The sequence below is a fragment of the Rhizobium sp. BT-226 genome (genome assembly GCF_025847085.2).
Classification (GTDB): Bacteria; Pseudomonadota; Alphaproteobacteria; order Rhizobiales; family Rhizobiaceae; genus Rhizobium; species Rhizobium sophorae.
Genome location: NZ_JAOYTI010000005.1, coordinates 412528 through 432649 on the forward strand (window position 1 = coordinate 412528; position 20122 = coordinate 432649).

At 61.4% G+C, this 20122-nt stretch carries 25 protein-coding genes and 1 pseudogene; 13 read left to right on the plus strand and 13 right to left on the minus strand.

Annotated features, from left to right (window positions below; all coding sequences use genetic code 11):
• Positions 1–68: 68 nt before the first annotated feature.
• Complete coding sequence (locus tag OIU37_RS28950; RefSeq protein ID WP_180696893.1) at positions 69–1964, minus strand: bifunctional sugar phosphate isomerase/epimerase/4-hydroxyphenylpyruvate dioxygenase family protein; 1896 nt, start codon at positions 1962–1964, stop codon at positions 69–71.
• Between the two features lie 248 nt (positions 1965–2212).
• Between OIU37_RS28950 and OIU37_RS28955 the strand changes: the two genes are divergently transcribed.
• The 7 genes from OIU37_RS28955 to OIU37_RS28985 all read left to right on the plus strand — a co-directional run bounded on the left by OIU37_RS28955 (position 2213) and on the right by OIU37_RS28985 (position 7835).
• Positions 2213–3043: a transporter substrate-binding domain-containing protein gene (locus OIU37_RS28955; protein WP_180696894.1), complete on the plus strand. Its 831-nt coding sequence runs from the start codon at positions 2213–2215 to the stop codon at positions 3041–3043.
• Between the two features lie 261 nt (positions 3044–3304).
• Positions 3305–3754 (plus strand): type II 3-dehydroquinate dehydratase, encoded by a 450-nt coding sequence (locus OIU37_RS28960; RefSeq protein WP_171605022.1) that lies wholly within the window; start codon positions 3305–3307, stop codon positions 3752–3754.
• On the plus strand, positions 3751–4419 hold the full coding sequence (locus OIU37_RS28965) for an amino acid ABC transporter permease (protein WP_017991876.1): 669 nt from the start codon (positions 3751–3753) through the stop codon (positions 4417–4419). The genes OIU37_RS28960 and OIU37_RS28965 overlap by 4 nt, the downstream gene beginning before the upstream one ends.
• A 10-nt stretch (positions 4420–4429) precedes the next feature.
• The gene (locus OIU37_RS28970; RefSeq protein WP_129419371.1) at positions 4430–5071 is read left to right on the plus strand and encodes an amino acid ABC transporter permease; all 642 of its coding nucleotides are present in this window, start codon (positions 4430–4432) and stop codon (positions 5069–5071) included.
• A gap of 53 nt (positions 5072–5124) precedes the next feature.
• On the plus strand, positions 5125–5889 hold the full coding sequence (locus OIU37_RS28975; protein WP_319004765.1) for an amino acid ABC transporter ATP-binding protein: 765 nt from the start codon (positions 5125–5127) through the stop codon (positions 5887–5889).
• A gap of 43 nt (positions 5890–5932) precedes the next feature.
• Positions 5933–7000 (plus strand): Gfo/Idh/MocA family protein, encoded by a 1068-nt coding sequence (locus tag OIU37_RS28980; protein WP_264259394.1) that lies wholly within the window; start codon positions 5933–5935, stop codon positions 6998–7000.
• 4 nt (positions 7001–7004) lie between these two features.
• Complete coding sequence (locus OIU37_RS28985) at positions 7005–7835, plus strand: shikimate dehydrogenase (RefSeq protein WP_264259395.1); 831 nt, start codon at positions 7005–7007, stop codon at positions 7833–7835.
• A 39-nt stretch (positions 7836–7874) separates the two neighbouring features.
• On the opposite strand, the gene OIU37_RS28990 is transcribed toward OIU37_RS28985, so the two are convergent.
• The 6 genes and pseudogenes from OIU37_RS28990 to pcaD all read right to left on the minus strand — a co-directional run bounded on the left by OIU37_RS28990 (position 7875) and on the right by pcaD (position 12538).
• Positions 7875–8642 (minus strand): SDR family oxidoreductase, encoded by a 768-nt coding sequence (locus OIU37_RS28990; RefSeq protein ID WP_180696897.1) that lies wholly within the window; start codon positions 8640–8642, stop codon positions 7875–7877.
• 67 nt (positions 8643–8709) lie between these two features.
• On the minus strand, positions 8710–9756 hold the full coding sequence (locus OIU37_RS28995; RefSeq protein WP_264259396.1) for a 3-carboxy-cis,cis-muconate cycloisomerase: 1047 nt from the start codon (positions 9754–9756) through the stop codon (positions 8710–8712).
• Between the two features lie 199 nt (positions 9757–9955).
• Positions 9956–10567 (minus strand): protocatechuate 3,4-dioxygenase subunit alpha, encoded by a 612-nt coding sequence (gene pcaG / locus OIU37_RS29000; RefSeq protein WP_182208451.1) that lies wholly within the window; start codon positions 10565–10567, stop codon positions 9956–9958.
• A 2-nt stretch (positions 10568–10569) separates the two neighbouring features.
• Positions 10570–11319, minus strand: a complete 750-nt coding sequence (gene pcaH, locus OIU37_RS29005; protein ID WP_003553667.1) for a protocatechuate 3,4-dioxygenase subunit beta — start codon at positions 11317–11319, stop codon at positions 10570–10572.
• A gap of 17 nt (positions 11320–11336) precedes the next feature.
• Positions 11337–11732 (minus strand): annotated as a pseudogene (gene pcaC, locus OIU37_RS29010) (4-carboxymuconolactone decarboxylase); the annotation flags it as partial.
• Positions 11729–12538: a 3-oxoadipate enol-lactonase gene (gene pcaD, locus OIU37_RS29015; protein ID WP_264259397.1), complete on the minus strand. Its 810-nt coding sequence runs from the start codon at positions 12536–12538 to the stop codon at positions 11729–11731. The pseudogene pcaC and the gene pcaD, both read right to left, overlap by 4 nt.
• Positions 12539–12633: 95 nt before the next feature.
• Here pcaD and pcaQ point away from each other — a divergent pair, with 95 nt between their 5' ends.
• The 3 genes from pcaQ (at position 12634) to OIU37_RS29030 (ending at position 14812) form a co-directional block, all read left to right on the plus strand.
• A complete protein-coding gene (pcaQ, locus tag OIU37_RS29020; RefSeq protein ID WP_264259398.1) occupies positions 12634–13551 on the plus strand; it encodes a pca operon transcription factor PcaQ in 918 nt (305 codons plus the stop codon).
• A 71-nt stretch (positions 13552–13622) separates the two neighbouring features.
• The gene (locus OIU37_RS29025; protein ID WP_264259399.1) at positions 13623–14144 is read left to right on the plus strand and encodes an MbcA/ParS/Xre antitoxin family protein; all 522 of its coding nucleotides are present in this window, start codon (positions 13623–13625) and stop codon (positions 14142–14144) included.
• Complete coding sequence (locus OIU37_RS29030; protein WP_180696904.1) at positions 14141–14812, plus strand: RES family NAD+ phosphorylase; 672 nt, start codon at positions 14141–14143, stop codon at positions 14810–14812. Before OIU37_RS29025 ends, OIU37_RS29030 begins: the two co-directional genes overlap by 4 nt.
• A gap of 38 nt (positions 14813–14850) precedes the next feature.
• Here OIU37_RS29030 and OIU37_RS29035 read toward each other — a convergent pair whose 3' ends face one another.
• Entirely contained in the window at positions 14851–15492 is a 642-nt protein-coding gene (locus OIU37_RS29035) for an alpha/beta family hydrolase (RefSeq protein WP_264259400.1), read from the minus strand.
• Positions 15493–15562: 70 nt separating this feature from the next.
• Between OIU37_RS29035 and OIU37_RS29040 the strand changes: the two genes are divergently transcribed.
• Positions 15563–15745 (plus strand): hypothetical protein, encoded by a 183-nt coding sequence (locus OIU37_RS29040; RefSeq protein ID WP_264259401.1) that lies wholly within the window; start codon positions 15563–15565, stop codon positions 15743–15745.
• A 445-nt stretch (positions 15746–16190) separates the two neighbouring features.
• Here the strand turns inward: OIU37_RS29040 and OIU37_RS29045 are convergent, their stop codons facing one another.
• The 4 genes from OIU37_RS29045 to OIU37_RS29060 form a co-directional block, all read right to left on the minus strand.
• Complete coding sequence (locus tag OIU37_RS29045) at positions 16191–16811, minus strand: glutathione S-transferase family protein (RefSeq protein WP_171605035.1); 621 nt, start codon at positions 16809–16811, stop codon at positions 16191–16193.
• Positions 16804–17289 (minus strand): SRPBCC domain-containing protein, encoded by a 486-nt coding sequence (locus OIU37_RS29050; RefSeq protein ID WP_264259402.1) that lies wholly within the window; start codon positions 17287–17289, stop codon positions 16804–16806. The genes OIU37_RS29045 and OIU37_RS29050 overlap by 8 nt, the downstream gene beginning before the upstream one ends.
• Positions 17270–17614 carry a helix-turn-helix transcriptional regulator gene (locus OIU37_RS29055; protein ID WP_028756051.1) on the minus strand — a complete coding sequence of 115 codons (345 nt, stop codon included), beginning with the start codon at positions 17612–17614 and terminating at the stop codon, positions 17270–17272. Before OIU37_RS29055 ends, OIU37_RS29050 begins: the two co-directional genes overlap by 20 nt.
• A 152-nt stretch (positions 17615–17766) precedes the next feature.
• Positions 17767–18012: a hypothetical protein gene (locus tag OIU37_RS29060; protein WP_264259403.1), complete on the minus strand. Its 246-nt coding sequence runs from the start codon at positions 18010–18012 to the stop codon at positions 17767–17769.
• 97 nt (positions 18013–18109) lie between these two features.
• Here OIU37_RS29060 and OIU37_RS29065 point away from each other — a divergent pair, with 97 nt between their 5' ends.
• Both OIU37_RS29065 and OIU37_RS29070 read left to right on the plus strand, forming a co-directional pair.
• Positions 18110–18370 (plus strand): DUF982 domain-containing protein, encoded by a 261-nt coding sequence (locus OIU37_RS29065; protein WP_264259404.1) that lies wholly within the window; start codon positions 18110–18112, stop codon positions 18368–18370.
• Between the two features lie 279 nt (positions 18371–18649).
• Positions 18650–19351 carry a DUF899 family protein gene (locus OIU37_RS29070; RefSeq protein WP_264259405.1) on the plus strand — a complete coding sequence of 234 codons (702 nt, stop codon included), beginning with the start codon at positions 18650–18652 and terminating at the stop codon, positions 19349–19351.
• A gap of 21 nt (positions 19352–19372) precedes the next feature.
• Here OIU37_RS29070 and OIU37_RS29075 read toward each other — a convergent pair whose 3' ends face one another.
• Positions 19373–20002, minus strand: coding sequence for a J domain-containing protein (locus OIU37_RS29075; RefSeq protein ID WP_264259406.1), 630 nt, complete (start codon positions 20000–20002; stop codon positions 19373–19375).
• Between the last annotated feature and the right edge of the window lie 120 nt (positions 20003–20122).

Here is a 20122-nt window from a genome sequence, read left to right on the forward strand (position 1 = left end):
TGCGTGAAACAAAAGGTTGGAGCGGCTCTGCGCTTTCATGAAAAGCTGAGCCGCTCCCAAACCATGGCTCAAGAGGCGTCTTTAGGAATTCCTTCCGGACGCATCTGTTTCTTCAGAGCGGCGATCCGGAAAATCGCGTTCGGGGCGCCGTAGCCGCGGTAGCCGCGGCGCTCGACGATCTCGAAAAAGAAACCCTCTCCATAGGTTCCGCTATAGAGCTGGAAATATTCGCCGTGCTCGTCGCGGTCATAGAGGATGTTTTCCGCCTTCAGCCGCTCGGTCAATGCAGGATCGAGGCCGAAGCGTGCTTCGACGTCGTCATAGTAGTTCGGCGAAATGTGCAGTGATCTGAAACCGCAGGCACGAAGGCTTTCGGCGGTCGCGAAGATGTCGTCGGTCAAGAACGCCAGGTGCTGGATTCCGGCCCCGAATTTCTCGGCGATGAAATGTCCCGCCAGGGTGCGGCGGTTCTCGGCGCCGTTCATGGTAATGCGCAGCGCCCCGGTGTCGTTCTCGACGACTTGACTGCGCACCACCCCGGCCGGATCGATGATATCGACCATCGGCGTCTTCCGCGTCTCGAAAATCGACGTGTAGAACAGAAGCCAGGTGAGCATTTCATCGTAGCCGACCGTCTGGGCGACGTGATCAATGCGCAAAAGGCCTGCCGACGGCGCGTCGCTGTCGTCGGTGACCGGCTGAAAGTCGATTTCGGAGAAGCGACCCAATGCGCTCTTGTCGTCGATGAGATAGACGATCCCGCCCCCGACACCCCGAATGGCGGGCAGCTCGAGCTCACCATCTGCGACCGGCTGGGTGAATGGCTCGGCATCCAAGGCGAGCGCGCGCTCATATGCTTTGGCGGCATCGTCGACGACCAGGGCCATGGCATAGGCAAAAGTACCGTGAACGGCGTAGGCGGCGTTGGCGAATCCTGCCTGATCGACATTGACGAGGATCCGGATCTCGCCCTGCTCGAAGAGGGAGACCTTTTTCGTGCGGTGGAGCGCCGTCCTCTTGAATCCGAGGGTACGCAGCAATGCAACCAGTTCGACTTCGTCTTCCTCGTCCGTGGCGAACTCGACGAAGCCGACGCCCTTGACGGAAGGCCTTTCCGGCATCGCCGCCCCGGTCATGCTGCCGATACCGAGATTGCGTCGTACCTGATCGCCTAGATAGATCAGGGAGCGGTGGCCATCGGCCGCGATCGCCCGCGACAAACCGCCTCGAAACTGGTCGTTGAAGATCTCCAGGGAGAAATAGCCGTCGTAACCTGTTGCCGCGACGGCTTCGGTGAACGCCGTGACGGGAAGGTCGCCTTCACCCGGCATGTTTCGGAAGTGGCGGCTCCAGTAGAGCAGGTCCATGTCGATATCAGGGGCATCGGCAAGCTGGACGATGAAGATCTTCTCCTTGGGAATCGAGCGGATCGAATTGACGTCGATTTTGCGCGACAAGGTGTGGAAGCTGTCGAGGATAAGACCGATATTCGGATGATCGGCGCGACGGACGATCTCCCAGGCGTCGCGGTGGTCGCTGATATGGCGGCCCCAGGCAAGCGCTTCATAGCCCACCCTCAGTCCACGCCGGGCGGCACGCTCGCCAAGTTCGCGGAAGTCCGCCGCTGCCCGGTCGATGCCGCCGATGGCTGCCGGCGAGACGTTTGAACAGACGAGCACCAGGTCCGTTCCCAACTGCTGCATCACGTCGAATTTCCGTTCCGCGCGGTCAAATGTGCGGCTTCGCAGCGGCTCCGGCATGCCCTCGAAATCACGAAATGGCTGAAACAGGGTGATCTGCAGGCCATGGTCGCGGACGAGTTTTCCGACATCGGCCGGGCTTCCGTCGAAGGCGAGGAAGTCATTTTCGAAGATCTCGACGCCGTCGAAGCCCGCCCGGGCAATCGCCTCGAGCTTCTCCGGGAGTTCGCCGCTGATCGTTACAGTCGCAATCGAGGTCCTCATGTCAAAGCCCTTCCGATATCCGTGCGAGATTAAATGAGCGTCGAACACGACGATGCGTCCCAGAAAGTCGCTCGCTACTATTATGGCAAATGTCGTGAGGAATTCAAATAGCGTGTCTTATGATAAATTCTCATATGATTTCGAAAAACTCTGTTGATTTGAGCGCTCGTCTCTGGCAATCATTCTCCTCACAGTCAAAAGGTGAGGTGGCTGTCCGGTCGAGTGACCGCCAAAGGAGGAGGAATCACATGTTCAAATCTATGCTGACGCGCCGAAACGCGATGCTCGGAGCCGCGGCCCTGGTGGCTGTCGTCACTCTGGCGCAACCGGCCGCCGCCATCACGCCTGATGAAATCAAGGCTCGCGGCAAGATCATCGTCGGAATTCAGGGTGACAACCCGCCTTGGGGCTTTGTGACCAGCGGCGGCAAACAGGACGGCCTCGACGCCGACATCGCAACGCTGTTTGCCAAGGAACTGGGTGTTTCCGTCGAGTTCGTGCCGCTTGAAGTCAATAACCGCATTCCCGCACTGACGGCCGGCCGCGTCGACGTTCTCTTCGCAACGATGGCGATGCTGCCGGATCGCGCAAAGGCCGTGCAGTTCAGCAAGCCCTATGTTGCTAATGCCATCGTTCTGATTGGTCCGAAATCGGCTGAGATCAAGACGAATGACGACATGGCCAAGTTCACGGTCGGCGTCGCCAAGGGAGCTGCCCAGGATACGCAGGTCACCAAGAACGCACCGGCGAGCACGACCATCCGCCGCTATGATGGAGACGCCGCGAGCGTCCAGGCGCTGGTGTCCGGCCAGGTCGAGACGCTTGGTGGCAACATCTTCTACATGGACCGGGTGGAGAAGGCCCGTCCGGGCGAATTCGAAAACAAGCTTGAATTCCAGAAGCTCTACAACGGTGCTTGCACCCGTCTCGGCGAAAAGGAAATCAATGCGGCGCTCAACACCTTCATCGACAAGATCAAGGCCAACGGCGAACTCAAGGCAGTCTACGACAAGTGGATGAAGGTTCCGGTGCCGGAATTCCCGGAAACGCTGGAAGGCATTCCGTTCGCGGCGAACTGACATCGTTCTCTACTCACGGCCGTCCGGTTCACGTCGAGGCTGCCCCTCACCCTAACCCTCTCCCCGTAAACGGGGCGAGGGGACGTGCCCTGCGAGAGGTGGGAGAGGAACGGAGAGGTTGCGGCTATCCCCTTCGCCCCGCGAGCGGGGAGAAGGCGGCGGCAGCCGGATGAGGGGCAGGCGGCGATCTCCGCTCTTATCAAACAAGACGGGCATTCCGATGCCCGCAACCGCCATGCCCAAGGCCCTGAGGTGCGCGACATGACCAGAACCATCTTTGTGCTCAACGGACCAAACCTGAACCTGCTCGGTGAGCGCGAGCCCGCCATCTACGGTTCGACGACGCTGGCCGATATCAGGGACAACTGCTTCGCAAAGGCTGACAGTCTCGGCTTTGCCATCGAGTTCCGCCAGACCAATTTCGAGGGCGAGCTCGTGGAAAGTGTGCATCAGGCCCGCAAAGAGGCCTGCGGCATCATCATCAATCCGGCCGGCTATACCTTCACCTCGATCGCTCTTCTCGATGCGCTGAAAACCTTCGATCCGCCGAAGATCGAGCTGCATATTTCCAACGTGCATGCCCGCGAGGAGATCTATCACAAATCCCTCGTCTCGCGCGTCGCTACCGCCATCATGATCGGCTTTGGCCCCCGCGGTTATGAACTCGCCATAGAAGCGATGGCCGGCATGGTGGGAGCAGCGAAGGCATGAACTACAAGTTGGATTTCACCCCGGTCATTGATGGCCTGCCCAGCCTTCTGCTCGGCTGCCTCGGGACATTCTTGCTTGCCATTTGTGGAATGCTGCTGGCGATCATCATCGGGATTGGCGGCGTTGCCTTGCGCGACTCTGCCCTGAAGCCGGCGCGATGGCTGGTCATCGCCTTCGTCGAATTGATCCGCAACACGCCCTTTCTGGTGCAGATCTTCTTCATCTACTTCGCGCTTCCGCTGACAGGCATCAGGCTGGATCCGACACCGACGGCGATTATCGCGCTCGGCATCAACGGTGGTGCCTACGCAATCGAGATCATTCGCGGCGGCGTCCAGTCGATCCCGAAGGGACAGATGGAGGCGGGTCTGGCCCTTGGTCTGCACAAGGCTCAGGTTTTCCGGCTGATCATCCTCAAACCGGCATTGCGGGCGATCTATCCGTCTTTGACCAGCCAGTTCGTCCTGCTGACGCTGACCACAAGCATTGCATCGGCGATTTCGGCCTACGAGCTGACGTCCGTTTCACAGCGCATCGAGTCGGAGAGCTTCCGCAGCTTCGAGGTCTACTTCACCGTCACAGTTTTCTATTTCGTGATCTCCTGGCTGATGATGCGCATCTTCGCGCTGTTTTCGGCGCGCTACTTCAAATATCCGGTCAAGTAGGAGGAATTCCATGGGTCACGAAGAATTCGTCTTCCTCCTGATCGGCCTCAAATGGACCGTGCTCCTGTCCGCCGTCGGCTTTGTCTGCGGCGGCATCGCAGGGCTCGGCGTCGCCCTTGCCCGTGCCTCGGGCATACCGCTGCTGGAACGCGTCACGGCCGGCTACATCGCCGTCTTCCAGGGAACCCCGCTGCTGATGCAGCTTTTCGTCGTCTATTACGGCCTGGCGCTGGTGGGGCTGATGCTCGATGCCTGGGTGGCCGTTGCCATCGGCTTGACGCTGCATGCCAGCGCCTATCTCGGCGAGATCTGGCGCGGATCGATCGAAGCGGTTCCGCGCGGCCAGACGGAAGCGGCAAAGGCTCTCAGCCTCAGATACATCTCGCGCATGAAGGATGTCATCCTGCCGCAGGCGCTGCGCATTTCGCTGCCCGCCACGATCGGTTTCCTCGTGCAGTTGATCAAGGGCACCTCGCTTGCGTCGATCGTCGGCTTCACCGAGCTGACGCGGGCCGGCAACATCATCTCCAACCAGATTTTCCAACCGCTGACGGTCTTCGGCATCGTCGGCATTCTCTATTTCCTGATGTGCTGCCCACTGACGATTCTTGGCGCCCGCCTCGAACGAAAGTTCGCCGCCTCCGCGCGCTGATCCGCATCCCTCGTCTTCGATGCGGTCCAGCCCGCCAATATGGAGTTCTACTGATGACCAGTCCCAGTCCCGCTCAAGGCGCGGAAACCATGATCACCATGGAGCGGGTGGAGAAGTGGTATGGCGCTTTTCAAGCCCTGCACGACATCAACATATCGGTTCGCAGCGGCGAGAGGATCGTCTTGTGCGGGCCCTCCGGCAGCGGCAAGTCGACGCTCATTCGCTGCATCAACCATCTCGAGACCTACGAGAAAGGTGAAATCCGCGTTGGCGGGATTCTTCTCGGCAATCAGGCCAAGACCATCGATGCGATCCGTCGTGAGGTCGGCATGGTCTTTCAGCAGTTCAATCTGTTTCCGCATCTGACCGTGCTGCAGAACTGCATGCTGGCGCCGATGAAGGCAGTCGGCGTCGGCAGGGCGGAGGCCGAGGAACGGGCACGCGGGCTGCTCGAGCGGGTCAAGATACTGGAGCAGGCCGACAAATATCCGGTGCAGCTTTCTGGTGGCCAGCAGCAGCGTGTCGCGATCGCCCGTGCGCTTTGCATGCGGCCCAAAGTGATGCTGTTTGATGAGCCGACGTCGGCGCTTGATCCGGAGATGGTCAAGGAGGTGCTGGATACGATGATCGCGCTGGCCGATGAGGGCATGACGATGATCTGCGTCACGCATGAGATGGGCTTTGCCCGCCAGGTCGCCGATCGCGTGATCTTCATGGCCAGCGGCGCGATCGTCGAGGAAGCCCCGCCCGCTGATTTTTTCACAAATCCACAGCATGAGCGGACCAGGAAATTCCTCGGAGAAATCCTGCGGAAGTAAAGGGCTCAAGGGCGATGCGTCTGGCAGATTATGGGAGCCGGCAATGAAGCCATTAGAGATTGCAGTCATGGGAGCCGGCCTCATCGGCAGGCGCCACGTCGAGCGCATCATGTCCCAGCCCGGCACCGTTCTCTCGGCCGTGATCGACCCTTCTGCCGCCGGTCGCGACTTTGCCGAGACTGTCGGCGCCCGATGGTACCGGAGCTTCTCGGACATCCGCGTCGAGGACAGGCCTCACGGCATCATCGTGGCAACGCCGAACCAGCTCCACGTTGAGAACGGAATGGAGATCATCGCTGCCGGCATCCCTGTCCTGATCGAGAAACCGATCGCCGACGATGTCGATGCTGCCGCGGCACTGGTCGCGGCCGGTGAGAAGGCAGGCATACCGCTTCTGGTCGGCCATCACAGGCGCCACAATCCGATGATCCAGGCGGTCAAACAGGTCGTCGACGGCGGAAGGCTTGGCCGCATCATCACGGTGCACGGCACGTTCTGGGTGGCCAAGCCCGACGACTATTTCGATATCCCCTGGCGGCGCGAAGCGGGCGCCGGCCCGGTCTTCGTCAACCTGATCCACGATGTCGATCTCTTCCGATATCTCTTCGGCGAGGTCGAGGCCGTCCATGCGATGGAATCGCACGCCGTGCGCAACCATGCCGTCGAGGATACGGCCGTCGTCACGCTGCGGTTCGAAAGCGGGGTGCTTGCCACTCTCAACGGCAGTGATGCCGCGGCCGCGCCCTGGAGCTGGGAGACGACCACTGGGGAGAACCCCACTTTTCCCCGCTACGATCAATTCTGCTATCAGATCGGCGGCACCACGGGTTCGCTCGGAATTCCTGATTTGATGCTTTGGACGAGCCCTTCGAAGCCCGATTGGCTGGAGCCGCTCGCCCAGGAGCGGGTGCCTTACTCAGCAGCCGATCCTCTTTGCGTTCAGCTCAGACATTTTTGCGACGTCATTCGTGGCGATGCGACGCCTCTGGTGAGTGGCCGGGAGGGCCTTGCTACGCTCAGGGTCGTCGAAGCGATCAAGAGATCGGCGCGCTGGGGGCAGATGATCCACCTCTCCAACGTCAGCGCCTCTTCCGATTCCCAGAAAGTCTGACCACATGATCACCGGGACGACCAAACTCATCGCTCACCTCGGCTATCCGACGGAGTCCTTCAAGGCCCCGCTGATCTACAATCCCTATTTCGAGAAGAACGGAATTGATGCCGTTGTCGTGCCGATGGGCTGCAGGCCGGAGGACTATCCGGCGTTTCTGAAACTTCTGTTCCGGCTATCCAATATCCACGGTGCTCTCATCACCATGCCGCACAAGATTTCGACGATGGCGCTGCTCGACGAAACATCGACCAACGCGAAAGTCGCCGGCTCGTGCAATGCAGTGCGTCTCGGTTCGGACGGCAGGCTGATCGGTGACATGTTCGATGGCGAAGGCTTCGTTCGCGGCGTATTGCGCAAGGGCAAAAAGGTTGAAGGAGCCCATGCGCTCATCGCGGGTGCCGGCGGCGTCGGCTCGGCAATCGCGGCGTCGTTGGCACAGGCGGGCGTGGACCATCTCGCCATCTTCGACGCTAACGAGGCGACCGCGACCGCGCTGCTGGACAGGCTGAAGAAATACTATCCGCACCTGAAAGTGACGACCGGCTCCGCCGATCCGGCAGGTTTCGACATTGTCGTCAATGCGACACCTCTCGGCATGCGACGGGGTGACCCGCTGCCGATCGATATCGACCGCATCTCCCCATCGACCTTCGTCGGCGAAGTCGTGATGACGAAGGAGATAACCCCTTTTCTCGAGGCCGCGCGGGCGCGCGGCTGCGCATTTCAGGTTGGGACGGACATGTTGTTCGAACAGATCCCCGCCTATCTCGAATTCTTCGAATTCCCGACGACGACGGCCGACAATCTGCGGGCAATCGCCAAACTCGGATGATGTCGAAAAGTGTGAGCGGTTGTCGGACGACATCCTGTTCTAGAGCGAGGCGGTGATGCCGCCGTCGACCGTCAGCATATGGCCGTTGACGAAGGAGGAGGCATCCGAGGCCAGGAAGACGGCGGCGCCGACGAGCTCCTTGACCTCGCCCCAGCGGCCGGCCGGCGTGCGGGTTTCCAGCCAGCCAGAAAACTTCGGATCGTCGACGAGCGCCTGGTTGAGCGGGGTGCGGAAATAGCCAGGCGCGATCGCATTGACCTGCAGGCCGTATTTCGCCCAGTCGGTCGCCATGCCGCGCGTGAGGTTCTTCACCGCGCCTTTGGTCGCGGTATAGGGCGCGATGCCGGGGCGGGCGAGTTCGGCCTGGACGGAGGCGATGTTGATGATCTTGCCGCGGCCGCGAGCAATCATCGCCTGGGCGACCGGCTGGCTGACATAGAACAGGCTGGAGACGTTGGTCTTAAAGATCTCGTCCCATTTGTCGACCGGGAAGTTTTCCAGCGGTGCGCGGAACTGCATGCCGGCATTGTTGACGAGGATGTCGATCGGGCCGATCTCCGCCTCGATATAGGCGATGGCGGTGCGGCTGGCCTCGGCATCGGTGACATCGAAGGCGGCGCTGACGGCATGGCGATGGCTGCGACGGATATCCTCGGCGGCGGCCTCGGCCTTCTGCGCGTTGCGGCCGTTGATGATAATCGAAGCGCCATGCTCGGCAAGCCCGACCGCCAATGCGCGGCCGATGCCCTGGCTGGAGCCGGTGACGAGGGCGCGGCGCCCGGAGAGGTCGAAGAGGGGGAAGGTCACGAGGCTGCTCCTGATTTCATTGCACTCTGCATAGCCGGTCTCCGGCATTACATGCAAAGGTGCTGGATCAGGCTGTTCCAAGCCTGTTGATATTTCCCGCAAGCGCCCCGGCGAGCCGCAGGCTGGCGGCCGTTGCCATTGTCATTTGCGGCAGCAGCAGCCATTCGAGCGTCCAGGCAGCGCCGGAGCGTTCCTGTTCGTGCACAAGGGACTGGTGGACGCCCGATAAAGCCGTGGCGTTGAAGCGGGCGAGCGAGACGAGGACTTCTGCGGAGACGGGGTTCTGCTTGTGCGCCATCGCCGACGAAGTGCCGCCGCCTGAGATTTCGATCTCGCCGCCGGCCTGGGCAAGCAGCGCGATGTCCTGGCCCATCTTGCCGAGACTGCCCGATATCGACGCGAACAGGCCGGCGATATCGGCGATCGGCAGACGCCCGCTCTGCCATTGCGGCGCATCGGTGAGGCCGAGTTCCTGAGCGAGCGAGGCACGGATGGCTGCGGCCTGAGACCCGAGCTTGTCCAGCGTGCCGGCCGCACCGCCGAACTGAACGGGAAAGCTCTGTTCGGTCAGGCGGTCGCGATAGGTTGCGAGCGGCGCACGCCAGGCATCGAGGCGATCGGTGACGGTGATGGGGATCGCCGCCTGCATGCGGGTATGGCCCATCAGCCGGTTTTGGCCGAACTGACCGTCGAGCGCATCGAGCTCAGCAGCGATGGCGGATAGCCTTCCGGCAAACAGGAAGACGACGGCCTTCAGGCGGATCATCAGGCTGGTATCGATGACATCCTGGCTGGTCGCGCCGCAATGCAGGCTTTTTGCCGCTTCCTCGCCGACAGCGGTGCGGAGTTGGTCGATGAGGTCGGGAACGACGACACCGTCCCTTGCCGTTGCTGATCGAAGACTGGACACATCGGGCGAGAAGGCGGCGCAGGTGTCAGTGATGCGTCTTGCGGCTTCGGCAGGAATGAGGCCATGAGCGGCTTCAGCCTTGGCGAGTGCGGCCTCGAAGGAGAGCATGGCCCGGATATCCGCCTCGGCGGAAAAGTAGGGCGCGATTTCATCGTCGCCGAGCAGGCCGGAAAGGAAAGGATGGTCGAAGGGCGATGCGGTCATGGACGTCTCGTTTGTGGTTGTGGCCCCTCATCCGCTGCCGCCACCTTCTCCCAGCTGAAGGCGCTCAAGGCGGCGTCCGCGCTTTATGGGCAGGAGATCTCGCGTGGGCACGTCCCCCCTCTCCCCTCGGGGAGGGGGCAGGGTGAGGGGACGCTACCTGCACATAGCCGCCCCAGCAAGCTGATCGCGACGCCGGCCCTCAGATATCGAGAAACACCGTTTCCTTCGGACCCTGCAGGTGGATGTCGAAATGGCAGGTGGCGCCGTCGCGGGTGGCGACCACTGTTGCGACGCGCTCGCGATGTTCTATGCGGGAAAGCAGCGGGTCGGCGGCGTTGGCCTCCGTCTCCTCCGGAAAATACATGCGCGTGTGCAGGCCGATATTGATGCCGCGGGCGACGATCCAGAAGGTGATGTGCGGGGCTTGTCTGCGGCCGTCCTTGAAGGGGACGGGGCCGGGCTTGACGGTCTCGAAGCTGTAGACGCCGTCCTCAGCGCGGGTCGGGCAGCGGCCCCAGCCGGTGAAATTTGGGTCGGCGGCGCCACGCATTTCCGACGGGCTGTTGTAGAGGCCGGCGGCGTCGGCCTGCCAGATCTCGATGACCGCATCGCGCACCAATGCGCCGGCGCCATCGAAGATCCGGCCGGTGACGGTGATGCGTTCGCCGAGCGTCTTGTCGTTGACCATCCCGATGCCGAGATCGGTGTCGTAGACGCCCGTTATGTCACAAAAATTCGGCGTCAGGCCGATATGCACATAGGGACCGGCCGTCTGCGATGGGGTTTCCTTGAGGTAGCCGAGCTGCTGCATGGTCAGTTGCCCTCCGGTCTGTTTTCGAACATCGTCGAGCGGCGGCCGCGCAGCACGATATCGAATTTATAGGCGCGTGAATCCATCGGAATGGTGTTGCCCCAGTCGAGCGGGGCGATCAGTTGCTCGATCGCCGCCTTGTCGGGGATGGTGCCGACGATCGGACATTTCCAGATCATCGGGTCGCCCTCGAAATACATCTGGGTGATCAGGCGCTGGGCAAAGCCGTGTCCGAAGATCGAGAAATGGATATGGGCCGGGCGCCAATCGTTGATGCCGTTCGGCCAGGGATAGGCGCCGGGGCGGACGGTGCGGAAATGGTAGCGGCCATCTTCGTCGGTGATGGCGCGGCCGCAGCCGCCGAAATTCGGGTCGATCGCCGCCAGATAAGTTTCCTTCTTGTGGCGATAGCGGCCGCCGGCATTGGCCTGCCAGAACTCGACCAAGGCGCCGGCAACCGGCCTGGCGCGCTCGTCGAGCACACGGCCATGGACGATGATGCGCTCGCCGATCGCACTTTCGCCGGGCTGCGCGTAGTTCAGGATCAGGTCGTTGTCGAGTTCGCCGATCATCGAATGGCCGAAGACCGGACCGGTGGTCTCGGAAATCGTGCCGTCGAGCGAGAGCAGGGCGCGCTGCGGCGCGCGCAGCACGGAGGTCTTGTAGCCGGGGGTCAGCGCCGGCGCATGCCAGGCGCGGTCGCGGGCGAAGAAGCCGCCGGTCTCGGGCTTGCGGTTCGGTCGTTCGGACATGTTCCTCCCTCAGGCCGCCTTTCGGCGTCCATCCGTTCAAAAGCCTGCTTTGCGATCTTGATCGCGTGATTGGCGGCGGGAACGCCGGCATAGATCGCCACATGCAGCAGCGCCTCGCAGATATCCTCGCGGGTCGCCCCCGTATTGGCGGTGGCGCGCACATGCATGGCGACCTCGTCGTCCTGGCCGAGGGCGGCAAGCAGAGCGATCGTGACGATCGAGCGCTCGCGCTTCGTCAGTGCCGGGCGCGACCAGACATGGCCCCAGGCGGCTTCGGTGATCAGTTCCTGGAAGGGGCGGTCGAACTCCGTCGATGTGGCGGCGGCGCGGTCGACATGGGCGTCGCCGAGCACGGCGCGGCGGGTCGCCATGCCCTGGCGATAGCGCTCGGAAGGGGACGCGGTCTCATTCATGGGCTGACTTCTCCAGGCGGAATGGATGTGAGGAAGGCGCGGATGATCGCCGTCAGCGCCTCCGGTTGCTCGACGCAGGGAATGTGCGCGCAATTAGCGATGACCTCGTAGCGGGCGCCTGATATCAGCTTCGCGGTCGAAAGCACGAGATCGGGCGGCGTCGAGCCGTCCTGGTCGCCGACGATGCAGATCGTTGGCACGGCGATCGTCTTTGCGACCTCGGTGAAGTCGGCGTCGCGGATCGCGGCGCAGGCGGCGACATAACCCTCGACGGGCTGGCGCGTCAGCATGTTGCAATAGCCGGCATAGGCGGTGCTCTCGGGCCGGCGGAAGGCGGGTGTGAACCAGCGTTGCATGATGGCGTCGACAATGCTGCCGATGCCGTTTTTCTCGACGGCGGCGATGCGGGCGTTCCAGCTCTCCGTCGTGCCGATCTTATGGGCGGTGTCGCAGAGGATGAGCGCGCGGACCAGGTCCGGCCGGCTGTGATAGAGCGACTGGGCGATGAGGCCGCCGACGGAGAGGCCGCAGATGACGGCATCCTTGACCGACAGCAGATCGAGAAGGCCGGCGAGATCCGTCGCATGGTCCTCGATCGATGAGGGAAGCTGGCCGACATCGGAAAGGCCGTGGCCACGCTTGTCGTAAAGCACGATGGCAAATTCGCCTGCAAGCCGCACCACGACATCACGCCAGATGCGGAAATCCGTTCCGAGCGAATTGGTAAAGACGATCACCGGCCTGTCGGCAGGCGCGCCGATGATCTGATAATGGATCGTCACGTCATTTATGCGGGCGAATTGCACGTCACTCTCCTCCTGAATGGTGAAATTGACTGTTTGATCCGGTTAAGTAAAATGATATTTATTGGCATTTCGATAACCCAGGAGTTATGCGAACGATGATCGACAGCCGGGTCAAGTTCCGCCATCTGCAAACCTTTGTCGAGGTGGCGCGGCAGAAGAGCGTCATGAAGGCCGCCGAATTGCTGCATGTCAGCCAGCCGGCAGTCACCAAGACGATCCGCGAACTGGAACAGGTGCTGGGTGTCGATGTTTTCGAGCGCGATGGCCGCGGGATCAAGATCACCCGCTACGGTGAGGTCTTTCTACGTCACGCCGGGGCGGCGCTGACGGCGCTGCGCCAGGGTCTCGATTCCGTCTCGCAGGAGCAGTTCGCCGATGCGCCGCCGATCCGGATCGGCGCGCTGCCGACGGTGTCATCGCGCATTATGCCGCGGGCGATGGAACTGTTCCTCAAGGAAAAGACCTGGAGCCGGGTGAAGATCGTCACCGGCGAGAACGCGGTGCTCCTCGAGCAGCTTCGCGTCGGCGATCTCGATGTCGTCGTCGGACGTCTGGCCGGCCCCGAGAAGATGGCGGGCTTTTCCTTCGAGCATCTTTATTCCGAGCAGGTGGTGTTTGCCGTGCGCGCCGGCCATCCGCTGCTCGACGGCCGGCAATCGCTGTTTGCCGGCTTCGGCAACTATACGGTGCTGATGCCGACGCGCGGTTCGATCATCCGGCCGGTCGTCGAAAATTTCCTCATCGCCAACGGCGTCTCCAGCCTGCCGAACCAGATCGAGACGGTGTCGAATTCCTTCGGCCGCGCTTTCCTCAGGGCAAGCGATGCGATCTGGATCATTTCCAACGGCGTCGTGGCCGGCGATGTCGCCGACGGGCGGCTGACGCTTCTGCCGGTCGATACCGGCGAGACCAAGGGGCCGGTCGGATTGACGATGCGCGCCGATGCCGTGCCGTCTCTGCAGCAATCCATCCTGATGCAGACGATCCGGGAGGCGGCAGGCGAGCTTTCCTGACGCCGGCTCTTTAAATCCGCTTGATGATTGCCCAGATTTGGACTATGTCTAATTCAAGACAGGAGGCTGTTATGCAACACGCACGACGCAGGGATCGGGAAGACGAGGGGCCGCAGCGGCTGGAAACCGGACGCTTCGCCCCGGCAAACCGCCGGCGGCTGAGCGCACCGGCCTTGCGGACCTTCCTGGCGATCGCCGATCTTTGGGGCTTGAACGAAGAACAGCGGCTGTTGATGCTCGGCTATCCCTCCCGGTCGACCTACCACAATTGGGCCAAACAGGCGCGCGAGCACGGCGCTTTCACGCTCGATGTCGATACGCTGACCCGCATCTCGGCCGTGCTCGGCATCCATCAGGCGCTTGGCGTGCTTTTTTCCGATGAACGCGCCGGCGTCACCTGGCTGCGCACACCGCATCAGGCGCCGGTTTTCGGCGGCCATCCGCCGCTTGATATCGTGACGAACGGGACCCAGGACGGGTTGATGACAGTCCGCCGGTTTCTCGACGGCGCCCGCGGTGGTCTCTACATGCAGCCGAATGTGCTCGACGAAGCCTTCACGCCCTACGAAGATACGGACATCGTCTTCCGGTGAGCGATCGTTTTGCAGAGGCGCCGCGTCCGTCGTACCGGCTGATCCCGTCGCAATTTCCGCCAATCGGGCTTTTTGAGACGGTAACGAGGGCGGCCGATCTAGAAGCCGTGATGGAGCTCGCCGGCTGGACCAACGACCGTCTCGTCGCCGACCGCATCCAACGGCTTCCTGAGGACCAATGGGTTTATGGCGTTGCCAATGCCAGCATTGTGATGGCGGCATTCCTGCATGTCGCGCCGGGAGGAATGCGCTTCAACGGCCCTGATCTCGGCGCCTGGTATGCAGCCGACGGTCTCCGCACAGCCGCCGCCGAAGTTGGCCATCATCTCAGGCGCGAGGCTGTCGCGCGCGGGGTCGCGACGATGGCGCGCACCTATAGAAGCTATTCGGCCGCTCTGATTGGTGATTACCTCGACATTCGCGGAGAGCAGACGCTACGGCCCGATGTCTATGACGGCACCAGCTATGCGGCGTCGCAGGTGCTGGGGGAAGAGGTGCGCTCGAGCGGCGGCGCCGGTATCCTCTATGACAGTGTCCGGCTGAGAAGCGGAGTGGCCATCGTCGCACACCGGCCGCGCAATATTCAGGGCGTGGTGCAGGCCGACCACTTCGAAATCACCGTTTCCGCTACCGAGCGGCGCATCGATGTCAGGAAGCTTGCAGCTTGACAACGGCAACCGCAGGCGCGCCGGGGGATATGGGATGCTCAAGCCGGCAGTCGTTCGGCCCATGCCTTCACCGCTTTCGCCATCGTGGCGAGGTGATCGGCACTGGAGAAACCGGAGATCGTCTTGCGCGGCTTGAGGTCGTGGTCGCCGTCCTCCAGCCAGAGGATCTCGATCCTGTCGGACAGATCGTAGCCCGGCACCTCGTCCCGTCTGCCGAATTCGTCGCGTGTTCCCTGGCAAATCAGGGCGGGCGTCGTCAGCCCTGTGAGATGGCCGGTGCGCAGCTTCTCCGGCTGGCCGGGCGGATGGAAGGGATAGCCGAGGCAAAGCAGGCCGGCGATCTTCCCCTGACGATGGAGATCGTCGGCGACCATGCTGGCGACCCGGCCGCCCATCGACTTGCCGCCGATGATCAGCGGGCCGCTGGCGCCGAGCTCGGCAATCGCCGCCTCGTATTCGGGATTGAGCGTTTCGGCGCGTGGCGGCGGCTTGCGACCTTCTAAGGTGCGGCGGGCGGCCATATAGGCGAATTCGAAACGGGCGACGCGGAAGCCGACACCGGCGAGCGCATTTGCCGCTGATGTCATCGATGCCGAATCCATCGGCGCGCCGGCGCCATGCGCAAGAAGGATGGTGAAGCGCGCATCCTGGGGCCCCTGCAGCAGAAACCTGTCAAGCATCGGTAATCCTCCATCCCATCGCCGGAACCATGTCGACGGCCGTGACTTTTTCCTGGAAAGGAGACTGACAATGTCGACGAATGATCAAAACGTAAAGCCCGAGCAGCGGCGCCCTAAAGATGTCGGCGCCGTTCCTGAAAAGCCGGAGCCCGCCGACACAGAATCGGTGGCGCCGCCGGTGGTGCAGCCGGCTGGGGTCAGAGACAAAAGCGAACGACCTGTGGTCAATCCGATCACCGGGGTCGCCTCCTGATCGACTAGAGCATGATGCCGAAAAGTGTGAGCGGTTTTCGGACGACATCATGCTCTAACTATATAATGTAGAACAGGATTCAGATTTTAGGACGACCCGGCCTAAAATCATCCTGTTCTAGGGTCAATTATCGTGCAAAACCGCAGAACCGCCTCTTGAAACCCCGGTGGAAAGGGTCCATATACCCGTCCTGCCTGAAAAATGGATGCGCGCGGTATCGACGTCGTAGAACTGTTCGTTGTCCGACAGGATAAGGGCGCTCCCCGCAAGGGTCGAGCGCCCTTTTTGCGTTACAGCTCTTGCGCACATCGCCGCTTTCGTCTTGTCGTTTGATGGCGGAAGGGATTCCAGCGGCGGAGAAGCGAGGCCCCGTGGAGCGAATTACCGGCGAAACTTGTAGAAATGTGAGCGGAAATAATAAGCACGGAACTGCGGCCGCACCTTGTTACGCCGGGAAAGGGTTTCGCCACGCATCGAGTTGTTCAAGCCGTTCGTACCACGCCTGTATATGCGTAAACTCGGAAAGTGGAATCTCAGCAGAAGTCGCATAAGGAAGTGCAGCGGCCAATGCGAAATCTGCGACAGTCAGTGTCTTCCCGACCGCGACGCTGTTGGTAGCCAGATGGTCGTCGAGCACGCGAGCATGTAGTCGGAAGCTCGTCTTCGCATCTTCGATCACGGCGACGTCAGGCTCTCCGCCGAACAAAGGTTTGATCAAGTATTCAAACCACAGGGCTGCCGCGTGCCGGGTGAAATGACTGGCGTCCCAGCTCAGCCACCGGACGACGTCGATCTGCCTGTGGTCGTGCGGCCAAAAATCCGATTCGGCGCTGTCAGACAGCCTGCACATGATGGCATTCGCTTCCCACAAGGTTCCGGCATCATCCTGCAGCACGGGGACTTTCCCGTTCGGGTTAAGCGCCAGGAATTCTGCGGTGCGCTGCTCTCCGTTTGCCAGGTCAACCCTGACGAACTCGACGTCGGCTTTCAGATAACGAGCGGCGGCGCAGGCCTTCCGGGGATTGAGCGTCTCGCAATAATAGAGCTTCATCGCCGCCTTACGCATGATCCGGCCTTTCCGATCCAGCCCCCAGAAAAACGCCCAGTCGCTCGAAGCTTTGCGACCAACCACCTTCATGACCCTTAAGTGATGATGCGTTTTCAAATCCACTTTGCCGAAACGTCATTTCCGTTCCTCCGTCGCTTTCCTTTAACGTGATGGTGACGACTGTTTCCGGGCTTTTTTCGCCGGTTGCGAGCTCCCAGGCATGTGTGAAGACAAGCCTATGCGGCGGCTCGACCTCCAGATATTTTCCGCCGACCCAATGCTCTTCTCCATCTGGCGCGACCAGACAGGCGCGGTGTCTACCGCCGGGCCAGGCTTCAAGCCGATCGCCCACCGCCTTGAAACCGTGAGGACCACACCATTGCGCCAACGCTTTCGGGTCGGTCCATGCCCTGAAAACCAGATCGCATGGAGCATCGAACCTTCGTACAAAAACCAGATCGCGGGCGTTGTCAGTATCAGTCTCCGGATTTGTCATCTTCGTATCCTTGTACCTTGGACAAATAGCCATCGAGACGATCAAAGCTCTGATCCCAGAAGCGTCTGTAATCGCCAATCCAATCAGAGATTTTCTTCAATGCGTCCGGCTCAAGTTCGCGGGGACGCGAAGTCGCTTCACGGCCGGAGCGGATCAATCCGGCCTGTTCCAGGACCTTGAGATGCTTTGAAATGGCAGGCTGAGACAGCTCGAAGGGATCTGCAAGTTCGGCCACGGTCGCCTTGCCGTGTGCAAGCCGCCCAAGAATTGCTCTCCTTGTTGGATCTGAGAGTGCAGAGAAAATCGCATCGAGGCTGCTTTTCATATATCACCACATGGCTATATACCCGTGTAGATATATTGTTTATCGCGACGTGTCAAAGGCAATCTTGCGGTAGGTTGGCAACTACGGAAAGAGACTCATGCATTGGCAACAGAGCGGGAAGTCCCGCATCTGTCGTGCCGGAGCAGGAGGCGCTACGCTCTCTTTTTGCCGCTCTGCTGATGAAGTATTTCCGGTTGCAGAGGCACACCGCTGATACCGCCACGGATCAGTTGGAGTTGCTGAGGAAGCAGAAGACCGGGAAGGGCGTCTGGCATAAACATGTCGGCGGCTTTGGGGGCTTCAGCATGGCGGGTAATGAGGCCGGCGACCATTTCCCTGCCAACAGGTGCCCATGCTGACGCGCTAAAGCGCCCTTTAAGAAATGTTCTCCTTTCCATTATGCGGCCTCCGAAACGAGTTTCGGCGCGCTTGCGAAGGTCACGGAACGGTTCTTGCACGGTTACTAATATGTTTACCGTGGGGAGACCTAATGTCATGAATTGGCACACATCCGGAGAGTTTGCCCCTCTGATGCTCGTTGTGAATGGGCCGGAAAAATACAAGCTTGTCGCAACCCTTTGCCAGGCTGCCGAGATGCTGACGGTTAGCTGGCCGATCGACGACGGAGAAGAATATCTTACAGCGATTAGGGCGTGCCGAAATGCAATTCATGGGGAAATTCCGGCTCAGGACGCGCGAGCAGCGCTTATCCGTGCCGCCGACGAAGCTGGCATTCCGGTGATCACCGTTCACTGAGTTTCGCAGCCGACGGTGATTTGAGTTCACGGGCTCCTTCATGATACAGCCTCTGGTTTCGCTGCATGCGCAGGTCAATGAGCGGCTGGGTTCGATGATCCGCATTTCGGAACGCGCGATCTTCTGCTTGGCTTTGGCGATCCGGGCGCCTAGCCCGCGGGGCGAATATTTTCCGTCGGCTCTGTCGATTTTCGCATCAGCCGATCGTCCTTGTAATGATGTGCTGCGACCCGGTCGTGGCTTCAGCACGCCCTAAGGCAATAGAAGGAGGATATCGTCATGGATAATCAGCATCTGGTACCCGCCGCCGTGCTTGCGGCCAAGAACGGCGCCCGCTTCCCAAATGAGAGCGAGGCATATCGCATCGCCCGCGATGCACTGCTCGCCGAAGAGATCGAATTGCGCCGGCATATCGAGCGTGTGGCGAAACAGCGCCGGGCGCTGCCGCCGGGCGGCGAGGTGACGAAAGAATACCGCTTCGAAGGCAGCGATGGGCCGATCTCCTTTGCCGAGCTCTTCGCCGACAAGGACACCCTGATCGTCTACAGCTATATGTTCGGCCCGCAACGCGAGCGTCCGTGCCCGATGTGCACCTCGCTGCTGTCGGCTTGGGACGGCGAAGTGCCTGACATCCAGCAGCGCGCCGCCCTTGCCGTCGTCGCCCGCTCGCCGATCGAAAGGCTGCTCGCCTTCAAGAAGGAACGCGGCTGGCACCACCTGCCGCTCTATTCCGACATGTCGGACGATTACAGCCGCGACTATCGTGCGATCGGCAGCGACGGCAGCGATGGCGCCGCCTTCAACGTCTTCACGCGGCGCGACGGCACCATCCGCCACTTCTGGAGCGAGGAGATGGGCGAGGCGACGGCCGACCCGGGTGAGGATCCGCGCGGCGCGCCCGACCTGATGCCGCTCTGGACCGTGCTCGATGCGACGCCCGAAGGCCGGGCGCCGGACTGGTATCCGAAGCTGTCCTATTAAGATCAGCGGCGTCGTACGCCGTCAGCCGGTGGAGCGGTTTCTGGAGGGCTCGGCCCATTCGATGCTGGTGACCGCGTCATCCGGCAGCGGCGGCGGATCGATGTCGTAGACATAGCCGGAGATCATGTCGGCGGCGCATTCCGTCGCCTTGATCTTCGCCTCGGTTTCGGCGACCGCCTTGGAGATCGCCTCGATGCGGGCGCGGAACATGTGGGCGAGCACATCGCGGCCGGACTGTTTTTCGAGCCGCTCTAGATGCAGGCCGATTCGCGAGGCGTGGCGCTCCAGCTCGCTCTTGCTGAAACGCGCCTTGCGCAGTTCTTCGGAAAGGCTGTCCTGCATGACGGCGACGGGATCGAAACTTCCGGGTGCGCGCTCGTCGAGCACTGCGTCGGTGACGAGCTTCTCGATCATCACGAGCGCCTGCAATTCGGCCGCATCGGCGAATTCGACGTCATAGCCGGTATCGTCGTAGACCTTGCGCCGGACCGGATCGAGAAGCAGCCCATAGGCTTTCTGCAGATTGGCAAAGGCGTCCGAATCACCACCCGAATCGGGGTGGGCAACCTTCGCCAGGCGCCGATAGGCGGCCTTCAGCTGCGCCTCGTCCGCATCGCGTTCAACGCCGAGAATATCGTATGGATCCGTCACGCCTGCTCCCTTGCTCCCCGGCACGTTGCGGGCAGTCTAGGTCTTCTTCTGCATCAGAAGGGCGAAGTTTAGACCGAAACGAGGAAAGACGTCCATGGCCCGAGATGGCGATGGTTTATC